This is a genomic window from Haladaptatus sp. CMSO5 (assembly GCF_036689885.1).
Taxonomy (GTDB): Archaea; Halobacteriota; Halobacteria; order Halobacteriales; family Halococcaceae; genus QDMS2.
This window is the reverse complement of record NZ_JBAHVW010000001.1, coordinates 1,723,468-1,743,029: the sequence shown is the minus strand read 5'-3', so window position 1 is coordinate 1,743,029 and position 19,562 is coordinate 1,723,468. Positions and strand designations below refer to the sequence as shown.

Genomic DNA, 19,562 nt, shown 5'->3' with positions numbered 1-19,562 from the left:
CCGGCCCACGAACCGATTCCGTATGAGCCAGTTTTCTGTAACGCAATCACCCTAGAACAGCGGTTCTATCGTCTCATCCGTATCCATGAGCGACGCGAGCGCATCGGGGGCGAACTCAGCGCGGTCTGCCATGTTCTGCTGAGCTTCGATGGCGACTTGCTGGAGTTCTTTGATGCGCGGGACATCGTACACCCCCGAGAGGAGGACAACCGCACCGAGGTGGTCTGTGTCCTCAATCGGATAGTCGCCGCCGCGCACTTCCATGCTCCCGGTCTCTGCTTCGAGCCACTTGCGTCCGCGTTCGATTCCCTTTCGGTCTAAGTGTTTGGGTCTGCCTGCGACGATGAGGAGTGCTCGCTCTGTGCTCTCAATGTTGCACGGCAGACTGAGTCGGCCGAGTGCCGCCCGGCGCACGACCGACAGCACGCGGTTGGTCGCGTTGTCGTCCGGCTTCTCGTCGCCTTTGAAGCGCGCGAGCAAGCCTTGTGGCCGACTCGCTTCCGCGACGGCGTACCCAATCGTGGAGACGCCGCCCGACCCGAGCGTGTTGATGAGTTCACTCGCATCGACGACGCTCTCGGGGACGAGGCCGTTCGTCGCCTCGCCAGAGCTGAACAGCAAACCGAGTCTGCGTGCAATCTCCGCGTTCATCTCTCCGTAGCTGTCTTGGACGCTCTCGCCGCTCTGTCGCCAGGCGTCGTTGTCGAACACGAGGAGGTTGTCCACCTCGCGGACGAACGTCTGGAACGAGCGGGCGGCGTTCAGCGTGTAGATACCGCCTTCGTCGGGGCTTGGCAAGAGACCAAGGCCGTAGACGGGTTCGGTGTAAAGGCGTTTTAGCTCGCGGGCGATGACTGGCGCACCGCCGCTGCCCGTGCCGCCGCCGAGTCCGGCGACGATGAGGAACGCATCCACGTTGTGCAGCGGGATGTCATCGATGACAGAGAGCACCTCTCCAATATCTTCAGTAGCGACGATAGAGCCGAGTTCGTTGTCGGCTCCGACGCCGTGGCCCTTCACGCGATACTGGCCAATCAGAACGCGGTGGCGCTCGCTGATTCGTTTGAGCCCCAGCAAATCCGCCTTCGCCGTATTCACGGCAATCGCCGCGGCAACGAAGCCGCCGCGCGATTTCAGGTCGTATTCGATGAGTGCTTCGACCACTTTTCCCCCCGCCTGCCCAACCCCGATGAGTGCGACTTTCATTCGTATCCCCCAAAGAACGCAGTCTAGAACGTCGGGAAAGGAGAAAAAATCAACTGTGTGGACAGTCAGGTGCCCGACTCAGTTGAACACGTCATCCGTGTCAATCGTTCCGGTGACGACGGCGGCCCGTCCCGACTGGGAGACGGAGATGTCGTCGTAGTCGTCGAACGCCTCGTCGCTCCCATCGTTTTCGTCAACCCAGTCTTCGACGTCCCCAAGGTCTACGTCGTCTGCTTCTTCGAAGACGCGAACCCATTTTCTGGACGACGTTTCAGCATCGAATTGAATTCGCGCCCCACGCGCCACCTCGTGTTCGAACTGGCCGTTCTCGGGGTCGTCAATCTCGGTTTCCTCGTGTGTGATCGCGTACAGGAAATGGCCACCGCCGAGTTCGTCCACGAGCGTGGCGAAATCTTCACTTTCGGCCATGTACCGATCTTCCTCGCCGTTCGAGGTGTCGATGAGCGTTTCGAGTCCGTCTATCGGACCGTCTTCGGACGCAGAGCCGTAAAGGAGCGTGCTATCTGACACCCCTGCTGCTGCACGACTGCCGAAGTTTTCTTCCGGTCCGAGAAAGAGGGTGTAGCCCTCGTATTCGTCATCCTCATCGAAGTCCGCGTCTTCGAGTTCGTTCACCACGTCTTCGACGGTGAACGAGCCCATGAACACCCGCATTGTTGGGGCAATAACCATGCCTTCGACTTCATCGAAGTCCACGTCAAGCGCGCCCGGTGGCGAAAAGAAGTCTTCGAATAAGTCGTATCCGTCGTCGAGTTCGTCTTCGTACTCCGCGATGTCTTGTGGCTCTATGTAGTAGGTTTGGTAGTGGTCTTGGTTACGGAAGGTGCCGGGCTCTGGGAGCCAATTGGTCCACGACGTGTCGCCGCCGACGAACGGAATCGAACTGCACCCCGCGAGTCCACCCATCGCACCAGCACCGACCAACAGCCCTGTACTCCGTAACATTCGCCGCCGAGAAAGTGCATCAAATCCCATATGTTTCCAAGTATGACTCATCAACTGGTTGTAAATATCTTCTGGTCTGACATATTTTCTCAAGAAGTCGGGTGAAAATTGATGAGTGCACATCGGAGCCAATCGCGGTGGGCCGACAACAGACCTTTCTCTGCCGCCCACCGAAAGAGCATGATGCGAATCGTTTCGGGACAAACCGGCGGCGGGCAGATACTCAGAACTGCGTTGAGCCTCAGCGCGCTCTCCGGAACGCCTGTCACCGTAGAGGACATTCGCACCGCACGCCCGACGCCCGGCCTGAAACGCCAACACTGCGCGGTCGTCGAAACGCTCGCCACCATCTGTGATGCGACCGTGAGCGACATCTCGGTCGGCACCGAGACGCTCACCTTCGAACCGGCTGCCCCGACCGGCGGTGAGTTCAGCGTCGATATCGGCACCGCAGGGAGCCTCACGCTCCTGTTCGACGCGCTGCTCCCGCTCGCCGTCGCCATCGACGAACCGCTCACGGTGCGAGCAACGGGCGGTACGGACGTGCAGTGGGCACCGACAGTCGCGTGGTACGACCAGGTCAAACTCCCATTGCTCGCCCACTTTGGCCTCGATGCGTCGCTTAGAGTCGACCGCACCGGCTTCTATCCCGTCGGCGGCGGCGAGGCTACACTGACGCTCGCACCCTCTACGCTGGCACCACTCTCCATGCCAGTGCGTGGCGACCTCAACGCGATTGCGATTACCTCGAAAGCCTCGACGCACCTCCGGAAGGCGAACGTCGCAGAGCGGCAAGCAATCGAAGCGCGCAGACTGCTCGAAGCCGACGGACACGAGGTGGCCGCCCAATCCGTGACCACCGTCGAAAGCGCCTCGCCAGGGTCGTCGCTGCTCGTGCGGGCGGCCTACGATGCGACGGTCGTGGGATTCGACACGCTCGGAGAGAAGGGAAAGACTGCAGAGAAAGTCGCCGCGGCCGCCGTCAACGCCTTCCGAGCGTTTCACGCGACCGGAGCGACCGTCGATTCGTTTCTTGCAGACCAGTTGCTGCTCTGGCTCGCGCTCGCAGGCGGTGAGTTCGTCGCACCCACCCTGTCCGGACACGTCGAAACCAACCGCGAGGTCATTTCGCAGTTCGGCTACGACATCGACGTACGCGAGGTAGAAACCGGCCTCATTCGGTGTTCCGCGCCGTCGTCGTAACGTAAATTCCGGCGAGAACGACGGCTCCGCCGACCACCGTGAGCGGTGTCGGAACTTCTGCGAGTAAGAAAAGGGCGAGGAGCGTGCTCCCCACAGGTTCACCAAGCAGTGAGACGCTCACCACGCTCGATTCGACGTGGGCGAGCGCCCAGTTGATGACGGTGTGGCCGAAGATACCTGGCCCGAGCGCCATCGCAAAAAAGAGGAGCCACTCGTTTGTGGGGTAGCCCGTGAGGGGTTCACCCTCCGCGAGCGTGAGCGCGAGAAGCACCACCGCACAAACGCCGTAGACGACGGTGACGTACGGGACGAGCGCGATGCGCTGGCGCAGCGAGCGCCCGGCGAGGACGTAGGCGGCGGCGGTAATCGCACCCGCCACGGCGAGCGCATTGCCGAGCAGTGGGTTCGAACCCGTCACGGTCGCGCCGGTCAGCACATCTCCGAGCGACATGACGAGCATCCCGGCAAGGGCGATGCCGATGCCGACGACGGTGCGACGGGTGACGCGCTCTGAGAGCAAGAAAAACGCCCCGAGCGCGACGAAAAGCGGTTGGGATTGGACGAGGGTGACGGAGGCGGCGACGCTCGTCCAGTTCAGGCTCTCGAACCACGTTGCGAAGTGGACGGCGAGGGCGACGCCCGAGAGGGACGCAAAGAACAGGTCGCGGGGGGAGAGTCGGCGGAGGTCGTCGCGGTAGCGCGTCGCCGCAACTGGGGCGAGCAACGCGAGGGTGAACAGGACGCGATAAAAGGCTTTGACGAGGCTCGGTGCGCTGCTCCACCGGACGAGAATGGCGCTCGTGCTCACCGCCACGATGGCGACGGCGAGCGCGGCCATTGGCGGGATGCGCGTTTCGAGGCGAGCCCAGTCGGTCACACCGTGAAGTGGTGGTGGTCGCCTCTTACGTGTATGGGTCTGATGCGGGCGACTGGGTGCGGTTTTCCGGGCTGAGAAAGAAGGAAAGTTCGATTACTCGTCGTCGTCCGGCGTGTCGAAGTCGTGGAACGGCTTGCCCTGCTCTTTCGAGAGGATGTCGAGGGCGGCCGCCGCGCCGCCGCCGACCGAGATAGCCGCCTGAATCTTGTCTTTCCGCGCGGCCCACCCCGCGGCGTAGGCGTTTTCCACGGACGTTTCGTTATCAGAATCGACCGAGATGGTTCCGTCGTCGTTCAGGTCACAGCCCAGTTCCGTCGCTACATCACGGGACTCGCCCGTGGCAAACACGACGTAGGTCGCGTCGTACTCGCCGCGATCGGTCGTGAGGCGGAAGCCATCGTCGGTTTGCTCTACCGCCGTCACCTCTTCGTCACGGCGGTTTGCGCCCTGTGCGTCTACCTGTGCGCGGCCGACACGGAGGAACTCGTCACCGTCGATTTCCTCGATACCGAGGTAGTTGTGGAGATACGCGTAGTGGAGGGCGGTTTTGTCCGTGTCGAACACCACCGTCTCGAGGCCGTTTTTCGCCGTGAACAGCGCGGCGCTCAGACCGGCTGGGCCGCCGCCGATGATAGTAACGTCTGTCATAGTGTGGCATACGCCAATTGCAGGAAAAAGGGTTAGGCCTGTTCGAGCGCGCGCTTCGTCGCCCGGTGGCGGCCGCGAAACATGCCTTCGAAGCCAACGGATGAAAACGGAGTGACCGCCCTTCCCAGTTTGCCGCCGGGTAGTTCGTACTCAACGCGGTCGTGGACGATAGTGTCCGCGCCGTCTTCGCGAAACGAGTGGGTGTGTTTCCACCGCGCGAACGGCCCGCCCTGCATGATGTCCTCGAACATCGCACTCTCCTCAGCCTCCGTGCGCTTCGTGATGACCGACGTCCAGCGCTGTTTCGGGCCGACGCCAAACGGTCTAAGTGACATCGAAATGCGCGTTCCGGGGGCGAGCGTTTCGGGGTCGTGCTCGCCACCTGGGCCAGTCACCGATTCGATGGTGAGGTGCAGCCAGTCGGGGGTGAGCGCCTCAAGTCCCTCGATACGAGAGTGAAACGCCCACACCTCGCTGAACGGGGCACGAACACGCGTCTCGCGCTCGAATACGGGCATGGCTCTGGGTAGGGAAGTGAGACGTAAATCTTCGGTGGTGGACGTTGGGTTGTCTCGTGCAGAAAGCTTATCCAATCATCAGCATTTTTGACAGTATTCGGGATCTCCTGAAGTGGTTTCAAAGATACACCGTCCTCCTGTGTTTGGTGGGGTTAGTTCTGCTCAGTGGTTGTACGACCCTCTCCGGGACAGCCCCAACAGAGACGACACAGACACAGGCACCAACGACTCAAACGCCGAATCCGGAAATTTCGCCGCGGTTGAAGTTGGTATCTGAATCCACCGGGCCACAAACCGTTTCGATAACGCTACGCAGGGAGGAAGGTGGGTCGAATTCGACCGTACTTGACACTGAAGTCAATCTCACCAGTGGCGAGTCAGTTGATTTCACGGATGAATTCGACAGTGAATCGACGTATTTCGTAGACCTCTCGATAAACGGAGGTGAAGCCGTGACGCACCGAATTTCCAATTATGCTGGCTATACGTTCGTCTTCGAAAACGATGGCCGAGTGAGAATCGAAAAAGAGACTGTCTGACCAACGGTTTGCGGATTTCGTGAGTCCGCGGCTTACTTCAGCCGTTCTTGGAGGAAGGAGGGGTGTGCCGCCGTCACGCCGTCGATAGAAAGGATGTCTTCAGAGATGACTTTGCCAACCGACGCGCCGTCGGGGGCGCGCACTTCTGCCATCAGCATGTGGTCGCCACTTGAGGAGAACAGTGATTCGACCGAGTCGAGTTCGGTCAGCGCCCGCGTCGCCTCGACGTAGCGCTCTGAGGCCACCTCGATGCCGACGAGGGCGATGGTCTGGCTCGTGAGTTTCTTCGGATCAACATCGGCAGAATAGCCCACGATGACGCCCTCAGATTCGAGCTTCGAGATGTACTTGCGAACCGTCGGCTTCGAGACCCCCGCCAGTTCAGCGATTTCAGCATACGACGCCTGTGCGTCTTTCTCCAGAACGGCGAGAATGCGATTCTCCGTAGACTCCGCGCTCATGAGACGCACTTTTCCGTCCGTGAAAAAATATCTTCCGTTAAAGAAAACTCCGTATCGGAGTTGGAAAGTTACTTGTGGCGCTCTAAGAGGGAGTCTGCGGTGCGCTCCCACTCGTAGTCTTCGTCGAAGTAGCGCTCTGCGAGCGGTTCTTCCGGCATCTCGCCGGTTGCCTGCTTCTCCTGCTGGTAGGAGGGACGCTCGTCGTCGACGTAGAAGCGACCGGTGAGCACCTGTCCCTCGTGGAGAGCGTTTTCGGCTTCGAACATCATGTCCGCGGCTTCGCGGCGGTCGTGGGTGTCGAAGTCGTAGTCGTCAGACTGCTGGATGTCCACGTACGGGACGTACTGTCGGGCGTCCTTGTTCCACGTTGGACACTGGGTGAGGAAGTCGATGTGGGCGAAGCCGTCGTGCTCGATGGCTTCCTTGATGATTTCCTTCGCCTGATTCGGGTTGACCGCGGCGGTGCGGGCGATGTAGGACGCACCGGAGGCGAGCGCCAGCGACAGTGGGCGGACTGGGTCCTTTGCGCTGCCGTGGGGCTGGGTCTTCGACTTGTGACCTTTCGGGCTCGTTGGCGAGGTCTGGCCCTTCGTGAGGCCGAAAATCTCGTTGTTGAACACGATGTAGGTCATGTCGTGGTTCTCGCGGGCGGTGTGCATGAAGTGGTTGCCACCAATCCCGTAGCCGTCACCGTCACCGCCAGCGGCGATGACTTCGAGGCCGGGGTTTGCGAGCTTCGCCGCGCGGGCGATTGGCAGACTGCGGCCGTGTAAGGTGTGGAATCCGTAGCTCTCGAAGTAGGACGAAAGCTTACCCGAACAGCCGATACCGGTGACCATGAGCACCTCGTCTGGACTGCGGCCGACTTCGGGCATGGCCTGTTTCAGTGACTTCAGGACACCGAAGTCACCACAGCCTGGACACCACGTCGCCTGCGGTTCGATGCCGGGCGTGAACTCGTTGCTGTCAATCTCGCGCTCTTCACCGATTGCGCTGAATACACTCATTGGGTAACACCTGCTTCTGGAAGGTACTTCGTCCGCTCGTTCGAAACGTCGTCCTTGCCTTCGACGATTGTCTCTTCGAACGCCGTGACGATGTCACGCGGGATGAACGGGTTGCCGTCGAACTTCAGAAGGCTCGACATCTTCTCGCCGTACAGCCCGAGTTCCTTGCGGGCGAGGCCGCGGAACTGACCGGTCGCGTTCATTTCGACGACGATAGCCTTGTCGACGCTCTCTAAGAACGCAGCGAGGTCGTTCTTCGGGAACGGCATCAGGTCGCTCACGCCGAGGCCTTTGACCGAGTGGCCCGCGTCGTTGAGCGTGGAAACGGCGTCCATGACGGCACCCTGTTGGGAGCCCCACGTGATGATGCCGTACTCTGCGTCCTCCGGACCAAACGTGGTCTGGTTGCTCGACTCTTGGGAGTCTAAGTCCTCACGGATGGAGTCGAGCTTCTGGGCGCGACGAGCCATCTGGTTGATGCGGTTGACTGGGTCTTCGCTGATGTGCCCCTCCTCTGAGTGCTCGTTCCCGGCTGCGAGGAAACGACCACCCTTCTGGCCCGGAATCGTGCGCGGGCTGACACCGTTTTCGGTGTCGTGAAGGAAGCGCTTGAACTTGCCCGACTCGTGGTGGGCGGCCTTGGCGATTTCGTCTTCTGAGAGAACCGTCCCGAGCGATGGGTTCGGCTCGCGGTCGAAGAAGGACTCGTCTACGTTCACCATCTCGCCGGAAACCTTCTGGTCGATGACGATGATGGACGGAATCTGGTACTCGTAGGCGATGCGGAACGCCTCGCGCGTCTGATCGTAGGCCTCTGCGGCGTTGCCGGGCGCGAAGACGATGCGGTTCGAGTCACCCTGACTGGAGTAGAGGATGGACTCTAAGTCGGATTGCTCCGGCTTCGTTGGCATCCCCGTGGATGGACCTGCGCGCATTGCCTCGATGAGGACGACCGGCGTTTCGGTCATCTCCGCGAGGCCGAGTGGCTCGCCCATCAGGGCGAAGCCGCCACCGGACGACCCGCTCATCGATTTGACGCCAGCGTGGCTGGCACCGATAGCGAGGGCCGCGGCAGCGATTTCGTCTTCGACCTGCTCAGAGATGCCGCCGAACTGCGACAGGTTCTGAGACATGATCGTGAACACTTCTGTCCACGGCGTCATCGGGTAGCCCGAGATGAACCGACAGCCCTCGTCGAGCGCGCCGTAGGCGATACATGCGCTTGCCGAGATGAGCACTTGGTCTTCGTCGTGGTTGCCCGTTGGGACGCGAAGGTCGTGGCTGAACTCCTCTTCGGAAACGATGTCGTAGGCTTCCTGCAGGATGTCCAGGTTGGCTTCGAGCACGTCGCCGCGCATGGCGTCGCGCATGAGCTCCTTGATGTGTTTGAGGTCGATATCGAGGAGCGCGGCGGTCACGCCAACACCAGCGGTGTTGCGCATGACCTCGCGGCCGTGTTCGCGAGCGAGCGACCGAAGGTCCATCGGGTAGACGTTCCAGTCGTTTTCTTCTACGCGCGCCTCGAAGTTCGGAACTTCAGAAACGTCGATGAGGCCTTCGTCGTAGACGATGATGCCGCCTTCGTTCAGTTCGTCTAAGTTCTCTGCGAGCGGCTTGATTTCCTCGTTGCCGTAGATGGCGTTCTCCTTTGGATTGCGTGCGAAGGAGTCGCCAAGGGCGAGGAGGCAGTTGTAGCCGTTGCCGCGCGAATTGACGGGATTTTCGCTCGCGCGGACTTCGACGTAGGTGTGACCACCGCGAATCCGCGATGGGTAGTGACGGTGCGTGAATACGTGCAGACCTGCACGCATCAGGGCCTTTGCGAAGTTCTGGCTGGTCGAGTCAATCCCGTCCCCCGAACCACCAGCGATTCGCCATACAAGGTCCTCAGTCATTGAGAAATCACGGCGCCTGTGTGGGCCATAGCGAAGATTGACGCCTTGTGATTAAAGAATTTGCCATCCATTGGCACAGATTAATTATGAGGTATTGGTATATATTAACACGAAAGATAACCCAGGAACGCGGCGTCAGGGAGTGGGTTGGGACGCCTCTTACGTATGTATTTTGCATGCGGTGTGGGCACGCTCCGTCGTGTGAGTCGATTGATTTGACAGGGAGTGTGCCAAAACCGAATAGTCGAGAATTTTGGCGTTTGAGAAGCCGACACCCAAACAAACATCTTTCCCGTTTGTAATCGTTCACACCACCTTATACGTACAGGGTACGACACTCTCGGCATGCAAACGCTGGGTATTCACAGTGAGTTCTGGAGGAATAGATGAAGCGGACTATTGCAGTGGTCTTACTGCTCCTCGTCGCAGCCGTCGCCCCGGGCGTCGTCGCGGCGTCGGTCCGTGGGTCACCAGACCTCGACCTCTATCTTTCGGATAACCGAGTAACGCCGGGCGAAAAAACCCAACTGTCGGTCACGATTCAAAACACGGGTGACATAGACAGCGGCGGCAGTCCCGCAAACGAAGCCCGGGTCACGACCGCCCGCGGAACCACGCTCGAAATGCGCGAGAGCAGCGCGCCGATTACGATTAAATCGGGCAAAGTCGCCGCAGGCTCCGTCCCCGAAGGGACGAGTCCACCCATCCCGTTCTCCATCGTCGTCGATGAAGACGCCGCACTCGGCACCTACACCATTCCGATTCGGGTGTCCTACACGTACACCAACCAGATTTCTGACCGGAGTCCGTTCGTCCAACAACAGCGCAGCGTGACCGAAACACACGACGTGACCATCGTGGTCGAAGACGAATCGCGCTTCGAAATCGTCGGCACCACAAGTGACGCCTCGGTCAGTGACTCCGGTACGGTCACAGTTCGCGTCCAGAACGTCGGGAGCGCTCCGGCCGAAGACGCGACCCTCTCCGTCCAGTCACCGAACTCGGACGTGACTCTCGGGGCGGGCGCACAGAGCGCAGAGTCATTCGTTGGCTCGTGGGCAGCCGGTGAGACGAAATCCGTCACTTACCGCGTGAACGTCGCAGACGACGCAGAACGCCGATCGTATTCGCTCCAGACGACCGTGGCCTATGAGAACGAAGATGGCGAGCAAGTCCAATCAAGCCCACTCGCAACCGGGTTTGTCCCCGGCGGCGCACAGGAGTTCGAGATTGGAAACGTCGAGAGCAACCTTCGCGTCGATGCTGAAGGGACGCTCCGCGGCCAAGTTGCGAACACCGGCGATGTCGTCGCAGCAAACGCCGTGCTCGTCATCGATACCCAGACGCAGAACCTGAACCCAGTGGAGACGGAAGTCGCACTTGGAACGCTCGAACCCGGACAGGCAAGCGATTTCGCATTCGATATCGAAGTCGGTGAGGAAGCGAGCGCAGGCCCACGCCAGTTCACGTTCCACGTAGAATACCGCAACAACGAGGGTGAAAAGCGCCAGAGCGACCCGCTCGACACGCAGGTCGCCGTTGGCCAGAAGCTAAAGGAGTTCAACGTCGAGGCAGTCAACGCCACCGTCACTGGCGGGCAGAGTACGACCCTCGAAGTCGCCGTGACCAACAACGGCGAGGAGACGCTCTCTGACATCTCGGCAAAGCTGTTCGCAGACAGCCCCCTCTCGACGAGCGACGACGAGGCGTTCATCCAGTCGCTCGAACCCGGCGAGACGGCGACCATCGAGTTCGCTGTGAGCGCAGACGGTGCCGCACTCGAAAAGAACTACCCCGTCTCGATGGACTTCCAGTACGACAACGAGCAGGGTGATACGAAGCTCTCTGACACCTACCAACTGCCGGTGCAGGTCAACGAACCAGAGGGCGGTGGCCTCCCGGTCATTCCCATCGCAGTTGGGGCGATCGCGATCGCATTGATTGGTCTCTACGTCCTCTACCGGCGGCAATAATGGACACGAGCCGCCTCCTCGATTGGGCTGACCACCTCATCGTCGAGCGGTCGCTGCAAGTCATTTTCGCCTTTCTCATCCTGAGCGCGCTGTTCGCCGTCGGCCTCAGCAGCGTCGAAACGGAAGCCGGAACAGAACAGTTCGCAGAAGAGGTTCCGGCAGAGGAGGCACTGCAAGCCATCAACACCGAGTTCTCACCCGCGTTCTCGACAGGTGGCGGCAGCACGCAGCTCATCCAGACGAACGAAAACGTCCTCTCGAAACAGGGGATGTTGCGGATGTTACGCGCCCAAGAGCAGATGCGCGACCGCGAACACCTACGGATTTCGAGTACGTCGAGTGCCGCAGCCATCGTCGCCCAGACGATAAACCCGAACGCGACGACGCTCGAAGCCCAGATTATGACGCTCGAACGCGCCACGCCAATCCAGATTCGGACGGCCGTGCGGACGGCAGCGTCTCGCCCCGGTTTCGAGGGCTTGCTCAGCAACGACTTCAACCCAAACGAGGCGTACGCCTCCTCGACCATCGCTGTCGTCCAACACGACTTACCGCTTGAGTTGAGTCAGGGGGCCGGGACGGGTGGGGCCTCGCCGCTTACGAGCATCCAAGTCGAGATGGACCGCATCGCCACCCAACAAGGCGGCGACATCCGCGTGTTCGGCAGCGGGATCATCTCCGATGAGTTCTCCTCGGTCATCGTCGATACGATGATTATCGTGGTGCCCGCGGCGGTCATCTTCATCATATTCTTCCTCGTGTTCGCCTACCGCGACCTGATGGACCTGCTGCTCGGGGTCGTCTCGCTCGCGATGGCGATTATCTGGACGTTCGGGTTCATGGGCCTTGCGGGGATTGCGTTCAACCAGATTCTGATTGCGGTGCCACCCTTGATGTTGGCGGTGGGTATCGACTTCGGGATTCACGCGGTCAACCGCTACCGCGAAGAGCGCGTCACGGGCAAGGGTATCGACGAGTCGATGACGGTGACGGGAAGGCAGTTGCTCGTTGCCTTCTTCATCGTCACGACGACGACGGTCATCGGCTTCATGTCGAATCTGACGAGTCAACTGCTCCCGATTCGTGACTTCGGTATCGTCGCGAGTGTCGGTATCATCTTCACCTTCCTCGTGTTCGGGATTTTCCTCCCGTCTGCGAAGGTTGCGCTCGACCGAGCGCGTACGAAGTATCCCATTCCGACCTTCAGCCAGACGCCCCTCGGCAGCGAAGGGTCGCGCCTTGGCCGCGCGCTGACCGGTGGCGTGTTCATCGCAAAGCGGGCCCCACGCGCCTTCCTCGTCGTCATGGTGTTGGTGAGCATGGGCTCTGCGTACTACGCGACGGGTATCGACACCTCGTTCACCCAAGAGGAGTTCTTGCCACCCGAGGAAACGCCAGTCTACCTCTCCAGCCTACCAGAGCCGTTCAAGCCGAGCGAGTACACCATCGTCGGGACGCTCAACTTCTTAGAGGACAACTTCGAGGCGAGTCAGGACAGTTCCGTCACGATATACATACAGGGGCCAATGGAGAACGACCTCGCACTCGAAGCACTCCACCGCGGGAGCGTTGACCCGCCGTCGTCGTTCATCCGCGACGGCAGACACGCAGAAGGCCAGAGCCTCATCAACGTCATCCAGAGCCGCGCAGCGAGCGACCCCGAGTTTGCCGCACTCGTCGCCAGAAACGACTTAGACGGCAACGGGATTCCCGACGACAACTTAGGCGAGGTGTACGACTACCTGCTCAGTTCCACATCGCGCGCCGAAACGCTTCGCTACCTGAGCGAAGACCGCCGGAGCACCCGTGCGGTCTACTCGGTGAAGTCGAGTGCCTCACAGAAAGAAATCGCCGCAGACGGTGATGCGCTTGCCTCCCAGTTCCGCTACACCGCAACCGCGACGGGGGGCACCATCGTCTTCCAGGCCATCTCCGACCTCATCTTGAACTCGGCGCTGGTGAGCCTCGCGGTGGCGCTCGGTGGTACCATCGTCTTCCTGATGTTCATCTTCTGGGTGCTCGAAGGACGGCCGTCGCTCGGTCTCGCGAACGTCGTCCCAATCGTGATTACGGTCGCGCTGTTGGCGGGGACGATGCGCTATCTCGGCATCTCGTTTAACGCCTTCACGGCGACGATTCTCGCCATCACCATCGGGCTTGGCATCGACTACTCCGTCCACGTCGTCCACCGGTTCGTAGATGAACTCCACGAGCAGGGCGCGACGATGCCCGCGCTCGAACGGACGGTGCTTGGCACCGGTGGCGCGCTCACGGGGAGCATGCTCACCACCGTGTTCGGGATTGGGGTGTTGTTCCTCTCCGTGTTCCCCGCGATTGGCCAGTTCGGGACGCTCACGGCGCTCAGCGTCGTCTACTCGTTCCTAGCGTCGATGATTATCCTCCCGTCCACGCTCGTCGTGTGGGACCGGTATTTCAACCGCGGCATGCCAACGCACGCGCCTGCTGGAACGGGCGTTCCGGCGGACGACTAGTCGTTGAGCAGGGGCGAAAGCCCCCACACCGCGGTGAACGTCGATGGAATGAACGCGATGAGCGCCGAGGTCATTTCGAGTGGCGCGAGAAACTCATTCGTGAAAAACGGCCCGCGTAACAAGAGCCAAAACACGTACAACGCAATCCCGAATGCGACCGCCCCAACCACCAAGCGTATCCTCTGTGTCTTCATATTCCCCCCTGCCCGTTCCCCAGAACTACTGACAGTCATATTATATGATGTTTCCAGACAGCATGACTGTTTCTATGATTAGCCCCAGCGTTCCTGGAGGTCGTGGAACTGCGACAAATCGTGGCCAAAGAGGACGGTAGCGTCGTGTTGGCGTTCGAGTTCTCGCACGCGGTGGAGGCTGTCTTCCCACGCCTGATTGCTCCAGAGGAGGCTGGTTGCCATCGGCCACGCGTCCTCGTAGTTCGAGCGGAGGTACACCTCGTCACCGGCGACGATAACCGACTCGTCGTCGAGGTGGAGAAGCGCCCCGAGCAAGCCGGGCGTGTGCCCGGGCAGGTGGTGGAGTTCAACCCCGTCGAACAGCGTGTGGCGGTGACCGTGGACGAGCTGCCAGTTCAGGTCGTGGTCGAAGTCGCTCGCGAGATATGCCACAGAGCCTTCCGGCGTTTTCGCGCTGAAGTAGGCGAAGGGAATCTCCTCGCGGTGGAGGTAGATGGGCACGTCCGTCCCGGCGAAGTGGTGGAGGCCGCCCGCGTGGTCGAGATGCAAGTGGCTCATCACGACTGCATCGATGTCCGTGAGGTCGTAGCCAGCGGCGTCTAAGTCGTCGTCGAGCCGGTGGTTCGCCGGGTCATTCGGCGTGAACGCCTGATAGAGTGGGTCGGGCCAGTAGCCGTCTGCGGCGTCGTGGTGTGGGCCAGTGTCCCAGAGGATTGTCGCGTCGGGATGGTCGATAACGAGGTTCCAGACGGCGAAGTCTTCGTAGGCCTGCTCCGGATTCGGCTCGGCTGCGGTTCCCATGACGTAGCCGTCTAAGACGAAGTTCAGGTCTGCGCTGATGGTTCCCCGGTCTACAAGGGTGAGAGACGTCGTTCCCATAAAACTCCTTGAACCGCTGTCAGTAAAAGCTCAGCCCTGCCGGTAGATGAGGTTGCGCTGGATGGCGTTCGCCCCCTCGTAGATGACGGGAATGCGCACGTCACGGTAGACGCGGGCGATCCGGCGTTCCGAGAGGACAGACCTCCCGCCGTGGAGGTTCATGGCGCGTTCTGCCACCGAAACCGCGGTTTCTGTCGCTTTCGTCTTCGCCATGGCCGCCCACAAGCCGGAGTTCTCCTCTGCGGCGACCATGTCTGCCGCGCGCCACGTAAGCGACCGCGCGGCCTCGAACTCTAAACGCATGTCTGCGAGGTCGTGTTGGACGGCTTGGAACTCGCTCACGTCACGGCCGAACGCTTGGCGGTCGTGGGTGAACTCCCACGCCTCTTCGATGGCGGCGGCCGCGAGGCCAATGCCGTGACCACTGACGACGATGCGGCCGTGGTTGAAGAACTCAGCGAGCATGTAGAAGCCGGCCCCCTCGAAGCCGACCAGATTCTCCTCCGGGATGCGACAGTCGTCTAAAACGATGTGGCCCTGCTTCGAGGCGCGCATGCCTATCTTCTCGGGGATGTGTTCTGCTTCGTATCCGGGCGCGTCGGTCGGGACGATGAACAGCGAGTAGTTGCCGTAGCGGTCTTCGCCGTCGCCGGTTTTCGCATAGATGGTGAGCCAGTCGGCTTCGACGGCGTTGCCAACCCAGTACTTCTCACCGTTCAACACCCACTCGTCGTCGCGTTTTTCGGCGGTGGTGGTCATGCCTGCGAGGTCGCTCCCTGTCTGGGGTTCCGAGACGGCGAGCCCGGAGATTTGTTCGTTCTCCGCGACCGGCCGGAGGAACGTCTCTTTCTGTTCTTCGCTGCCGTATTCGTAGACGAGTTCACAGCCGAAACTGGCGAGTTGGAGGGTGAGGGCGATGCCCGCATCGGCTTTGAAAAATTCCTCTGCAATCGCGAGCGTTTCGTGGAGCGAGAGGCCGCGACCACCGTACTTTTCGGGGATGTCCTGGGCTATCAAATTGGCATCCATCCCTGCCTGCAGTATCTCCCACGGATACTCACCGCGTTCGAAGGCATCGGCCGCGTTTGGCGCGATGTACTCTTCTGCGAAGGCACGGGCTTCTGCTTTCACGTCACGGGCGTACTCGGGGACAATTTGGGCGTCGAGTAAGTCCATACGCACCGTTGGGAAGCCAGCCTATTATAGCTCGGCGCGGGTGCAGAAATTGCTTGACGGAGCGTCAAGCGAGTCCACAGCCCGGAGATTCACACATCCTGAAGATAGCTTCATTCGGCGTCGCCTCGCAGGGAGTACCATGCGTCGCCCATGGCACACACCACTCTCAGTTCGATTGCGATGACCGACACGTGGTGGGAGGTCTCGAAGATGCCCGACCTGACTGGCAAGACTGCAGTCGTGACCGGGGCGAACAGCGGGATTGGCTTCGAGACCGCGCGGGCGTTCGCGCAGAAGGGTGCGCACGTCGTCCTCGCTTGCCGAAGCGTCGAGCGCGGGCACGCGGCGCGCGCCGAGATCGCGGATGCTCACCCGGACGCCTCGCTCGAAGTGCTCGAACTCGACTTGGCCGACCTGTCTGCGATTCACTGGTTCGCAGACGCGCTCAAAGACCGTCACGACCGCCTCGACATCCTCGTGAACAATGCGGGCGTGATGCACTCGCCCTACCGCACGACGCAAAACGGGTTCGAACTCCAGTTCGGCGTGAACCATCTCGGTCACTTCTCACTGACCGGACTGGTGGTGTCGCTACTCACGAGATCGAAAGCGGCCCGCGTGGTTACGCTAAGCAGTTTCTTCCAGCGACAGGGCAGACTCGACTTCGAGGACTTACAGAGCGAAGACGACTACGACCGCTATCGCGCGTACGCACAGAGCAAACTGGCGAATCTTGTGTTCGCTGTCGAATTACAGCGCCGATTCGACGAGGCTGGATGCGACGTGTTGAGCGTCGCCGCGCATCCAGGGTGGGCAGCGACCAACCTTCAGTCACACGGGGTCTCGATGGACGGGGGACGCTTCCGGCCACTCGTCTATCGGTTGTTGAATCATCTGCTCGCGGAGTCCCCGGCGTACGGTGCCGTGTACGTGCTGTACGCGGCGACGGCTCCCGACGTGGTCGGCGGACGCTTCTATGGGCCAAGTCGATTTTTCGAGATGCGCGGCCCGCCAACGGAGCTTCCGCTGCCCGCGGTGGCTGAAACAGACGCCACAGCCCGACTGTGGCAGGCGTCGGAATCGTTCACCGGCGTCCAGTACGATTTCGACGTGCCGCTGGCGTGAGGACGATTACGACCGTGCGAGCAGGCTTTCGTACACCGCGCGCGCTGGGGCAGGCGGGTCGAGTTCGTCAAGCGCTGCCACAACGTCCATGTCCGCGAGTTCCTCGTGGTCGGGTTTCTTCCGGAAGATGAGCGCGTGGTAGAGGTAGTTCGCCCGGAGCAACCAGACGGCACGGACTGCGCCTGCCTCGTCGGTGGCGTAGTACGTCGTCCATCCCGAGTCGGGAAACAGGTGGTGTGGGCCAGTCAAATCGGCGTCAACGAGCGCGTCGCGGAGGCGTTTTGGGTACGGAATGTCGGTCATACCGTTGCGGTGGAGGTGGCCGATTTCGCGGCCTGCGAGCGTGAACTCGACACCGCCGAATCGGTGGCCGTGGGCGTTGACGTCGGGCCACGCGGAGACGGTCTCGAGGACGGTTGCAAGTGGGCCGTCGAGGGGTGGAAGTGAGGTGGCCATTGGGGTAGATAGGGCGGCTGCAGCAATAACGGTCGTTCTCGCGTCGATGCACGATACGTTTTTCATTAATCGTGGTGAATATACATTGACACGCGTGGGGAACCCACGTCGTGGGTGATTACCATGGCAGATAAACCGCATATGAACCTGGCCGTCATCGGCCACGTCGACCACGGGAAAAGCACACTGGTCGGGCGACTCCTCTACGAGACGGGGAGCGTTCCAGACCACGTCATCGAGCAGTACCGTGAGGAAGCCGCAGAGAAAGGGAAGACCGGCTTCGAGTTCGCCTACGTGATGGACAACCTCGCAGAAGAACGCGAACGCGGTGTCACCATCGACATCGCCCACCAGCGATTCGACACGGACAAGTACTACTTCACCATCGTGGACACGCCGGGTCACCGCGACTTCGTGAAGAACATGATTACTGGCGCGTCGCAGGCGGATAACGCGATTCTCGTCGTCGCCGCAGACGACGGTGTGGCGCCACAGACCCGCGAGCACGTGTTCCTCGCGCGCACCCTCGGGATTGAAGAACTCATCGTCGCCGTCAACAAGATGGACGTCGTTGACTATTCAGAAGACGAGTACCGAGCCGTCGTAGAGGAAGTCAAAACCCTCCTCAAACAGGTGCGCTTCCGCTCTGAGGACGCGACGTTCATCCCGACCTCGGCGTTCGAGGGCGACAACGTCTCAGAACACAGCGATAACACGCCGTGGTACGACGGGCCGACCATCTTAGAGGCGCTGAACGCGCTCCCAGAGCCACAGCCGCCGACGGACGCGCCGCTTCGCGTGCCGATTCAGGACGTGTACACCATCTCCGGTATCGGGACGGTGCCGGTCGGGCGCGTAGAAACGGGTATCTTGGAAGTCGGCAAGAGCGTGACGTTCATGCCCTCTGATGCGACGGGCGAAGTGAAATCCATCGAGATGCACCACGAGGAAGTCTCGGAGGCGCGCCCCGGCGACAACGTCGGGTTCAACGTCCGGGGGATTGGCAAAGACGACATCCGCCGCGGTGACGTTGCAGGTCCCTCGGATGACCCACCGAAAGTCGCAGAGACCTTCCAAGCGCAAATCGTCGTGATGCAACACCCGTCGGTGATTACGGCGGGCTACACGCCGGTTCTCCACGCCCACACCGCACAGGTCGCCTGCACGGTCGAATCAATCGATCAGAAAATCGATCCAGCCAGCGGTGAGGTTGCAGAGGAAAACCCGGACTTCATCAAGGCCGGTGACGCCGCCGTCGTGACGATGCGCCCGCAGAAACCGCTCGTGGTCGAGCCATCCTCTGAGATTCCGGAACTCGGCTCGTTCGCGCTGCGCGACATGGGCCAGACCATCGCGGCCGGAAAAGTGCTCTCGGTCAACGAGCGCTAAGTCTGCTGTTTTTCGGCGGAACTGCTAGCAATTGAGACTGTACGCTATTTGCTAGCAACACGTATCGTACTCGGGAACCATACCTCCCTCGTGGCAAAGGACGATTTCAGCTCGATACTCAACCTGCCAGACGACTTTGGGCTCGGTGAAGACCTCGCTCGAAGTGAACAGAAACTCCGAATTCGAACGGAGAGCCGACGCTATGGCAAGCCGGTAACCATCATCGAAGGCTTCGACTCCTCGATTAATCTCAAAGAGCTTGCCTCGACGCTCAAGAAGAAACTCGGAACTGGCGGGACGGTTGAGGACGGCACCATCGAACTGCAGGGCAATCACCGCGACCGGTTGCCCGCGCTGTTGGCCGCAGAAGGCTTCGCCGTCCTCGACTGAGGACGTGTGCTAGAGCGGCCGCGCCGATTCGTCATTTTTCGTGACTCGCTCTCTCATGGGATGATGGGGAACCTCGACAGTGTGTGAACCAATGCTCCTAGCGCGTGTTAATATAACATAAGGTCATTAATATTATTAGTCGGCGGTGGGAAGGGGGGTTCAATGGTG

The 19,562-nt window shown here is 60.7% G+C and carries 18 protein-coding genes; 6 read left to right on the top strand and 12 right to left on the bottom strand.

Annotation, left to right across the window (positions count from 1 at the left end; translation table 11 throughout):
* Positions 1-51 precede the first annotated feature (51 nt).
* A complete protein-coding gene (locus V5N12_RS09225) occupies positions 52-1,206 on the bottom strand; it encodes a tubulin/FtsZ family protein (protein WP_332898871.1) in 1,155 nt (384 codons plus the stop codon).
* Between the two features lie 78 nt (positions 1,207-1,284).
* Positions 1,285-2,172 (bottom strand): hypothetical protein, encoded by an 888-nt coding sequence (locus V5N12_RS09220; protein ID WP_332898870.1) that lies wholly within the window; start codon positions 2,170-2,172, stop codon positions 1,285-1,287.
* Positions 2,173-2,355: 183 nt separating this feature from the next.
* Between V5N12_RS09220 and rtcA the strand changes: the two genes are divergently transcribed.
* Entirely contained in the window at positions 2,356-3,375 is a 1,020-nt protein-coding gene (gene rtcA, locus V5N12_RS09215; RefSeq protein ID WP_332898869.1) for an RNA 3'-terminal phosphate cyclase, read from the top strand.
* Here rtcA and V5N12_RS09210 read toward each other — a convergent pair.
* The 6 genes from V5N12_RS09210 to V5N12_RS09185 form a co-directional block, all read right to left on the bottom strand.
* On the bottom strand, positions 3,347-4,213 hold the full coding sequence (locus V5N12_RS09210; RefSeq protein WP_332900086.1) for a DMT family transporter: 867 nt from the start codon (positions 4,211-4,213) through the stop codon (positions 3,347-3,349). The two genes, rtcA and V5N12_RS09210, sit on opposite strands and share 29 nt — an antisense overlap.
* Before the next feature lie 132 nt (positions 4,214-4,345).
* Complete coding sequence (locus V5N12_RS09205; RefSeq protein WP_332898868.1) at positions 4,346-4,900, bottom strand: NAD(P)/FAD-dependent oxidoreductase; 555 nt, start codon at positions 4,898-4,900, stop codon at positions 4,346-4,348.
* A 32-nt stretch (positions 4,901-4,932) separates the two neighbouring features.
* Positions 4,933-5,418: an SRPBCC family protein gene (locus V5N12_RS09200; protein ID WP_332898867.1), complete on the bottom strand. Its 486-nt coding sequence runs from the start codon at positions 5,416-5,418 to the stop codon at positions 4,933-4,935.
* A gap of 571 nt (positions 5,419-5,989) precedes the next feature.
* Entirely contained in the window at positions 5,990-6,418 is a 429-nt protein-coding gene (gene lrpA1 / locus V5N12_RS09195; protein WP_332898866.1) for an HTH-type transcriptional regulator LrpA1, read from the bottom strand.
* A 68-nt stretch (positions 6,419-6,486) separates the two neighbouring features.
* Positions 6,487-7,425: a thiamine pyrophosphate-dependent enzyme gene (locus V5N12_RS09190; protein WP_332898865.1), complete on the bottom strand. Its 939-nt coding sequence runs from the start codon at positions 7,423-7,425 to the stop codon at positions 6,487-6,489.
* Positions 7,422-9,320, bottom strand: coding sequence for a 2-oxoacid:acceptor oxidoreductase subunit alpha (locus V5N12_RS09185; RefSeq protein ID WP_332898864.1), 1,899 nt, complete (start codon positions 9,318-9,320; stop codon positions 7,422-7,424). The genes V5N12_RS09190 and V5N12_RS09185 overlap by 4 nt, the downstream gene beginning before the upstream one ends.
* Before the next feature lie 386 nt (positions 9,321-9,706).
* Between V5N12_RS09185 and V5N12_RS09180 the strand changes: the two genes are divergently transcribed.
* Both V5N12_RS09180 and V5N12_RS09175 read left to right on the top strand, forming a co-directional pair.
* Complete coding sequence (locus V5N12_RS09180) at positions 9,707-11,293, top strand: COG1361 S-layer family protein (RefSeq protein ID WP_332898863.1); 1,587 nt, start codon at positions 9,707-9,709, stop codon at positions 11,291-11,293.
* On the top strand, positions 11,293-13,785 hold the full coding sequence (locus tag V5N12_RS09175) for an efflux RND transporter permease subunit (protein WP_332898862.1): 2,493 nt from the start codon (positions 11,293-11,295) through the stop codon (positions 13,783-13,785). The genes V5N12_RS09180 and V5N12_RS09175 overlap by 1 nt, the downstream gene beginning before the upstream one ends.
* On the opposite strand, the gene V5N12_RS09170 is transcribed toward V5N12_RS09175, so the two are convergent.
* From V5N12_RS09170 to V5N12_RS09160, 3 genes are all read right to left on the bottom strand, one after another.
* Positions 13,782-13,955, bottom strand: coding sequence for a hypothetical protein (locus V5N12_RS09170; RefSeq protein ID WP_332898861.1), 174 nt, complete (start codon positions 13,953-13,955; stop codon positions 13,782-13,784). The genes V5N12_RS09175 and V5N12_RS09170 overlap by 4 nt on opposite strands.
* Positions 13,956-14,057: 102 nt before the next feature.
* On the bottom strand, positions 14,058-14,858 hold the full coding sequence (locus V5N12_RS09165; protein WP_332898860.1) for an N-acyl homoserine lactonase family protein: 801 nt from the start codon (positions 14,856-14,858) through the stop codon (positions 14,058-14,060).
* Between the two features lie 30 nt (positions 14,859-14,888).
* Positions 14,889-16,034: an acyl-CoA dehydrogenase family protein gene (locus V5N12_RS09160; RefSeq protein ID WP_332898859.1), complete on the bottom strand. Its 1,146-nt coding sequence runs from the start codon at positions 16,032-16,034 to the stop codon at positions 14,889-14,891.
* A 150-nt stretch (positions 16,035-16,184) separates the two neighbouring features.
* Here V5N12_RS09160 and V5N12_RS09155 point away from each other — a divergent pair, with 150 nt between their 5' ends.
* Positions 16,185-17,159, top strand: a complete 975-nt coding sequence (locus V5N12_RS09155) for an oxidoreductase (protein WP_332898858.1) — start codon at positions 16,185-16,187, stop codon at positions 17,157-17,159.
* A gap of 6 nt (positions 17,160-17,165) precedes the next feature.
* On the opposite strand, the gene V5N12_RS09150 is transcribed toward V5N12_RS09155, so the two are convergent.
* Complete coding sequence (locus tag V5N12_RS09150) at positions 17,166-17,615, bottom strand: luciferase domain-containing protein (protein ID WP_332898857.1); 450 nt, start codon at positions 17,613-17,615, stop codon at positions 17,166-17,168.
* Between the two features lie 123 nt (positions 17,616-17,738).
* Between V5N12_RS09150 and tuf the strand changes: the two genes are divergently transcribed.
* Both tuf and yciH read left to right on the top strand, forming a co-directional pair.
* Positions 17,739-19,004, top strand: a complete 1,266-nt coding sequence (gene tuf / locus V5N12_RS09145) for a translation elongation factor EF-1 subunit alpha (RefSeq protein ID WP_332898856.1) — start codon at positions 17,739-17,741, stop codon at positions 19,002-19,004.
* A gap of 90 nt (positions 19,005-19,094) precedes the next feature.
* Entirely contained in the window at positions 19,095-19,394 is a 300-nt protein-coding gene (yciH, locus tag V5N12_RS09140) for a stress response translation initiation inhibitor YciH (protein ID WP_442904934.1), read from the top strand.
* Positions 19,395-19,562: the final 168 nt, after the last annotated feature.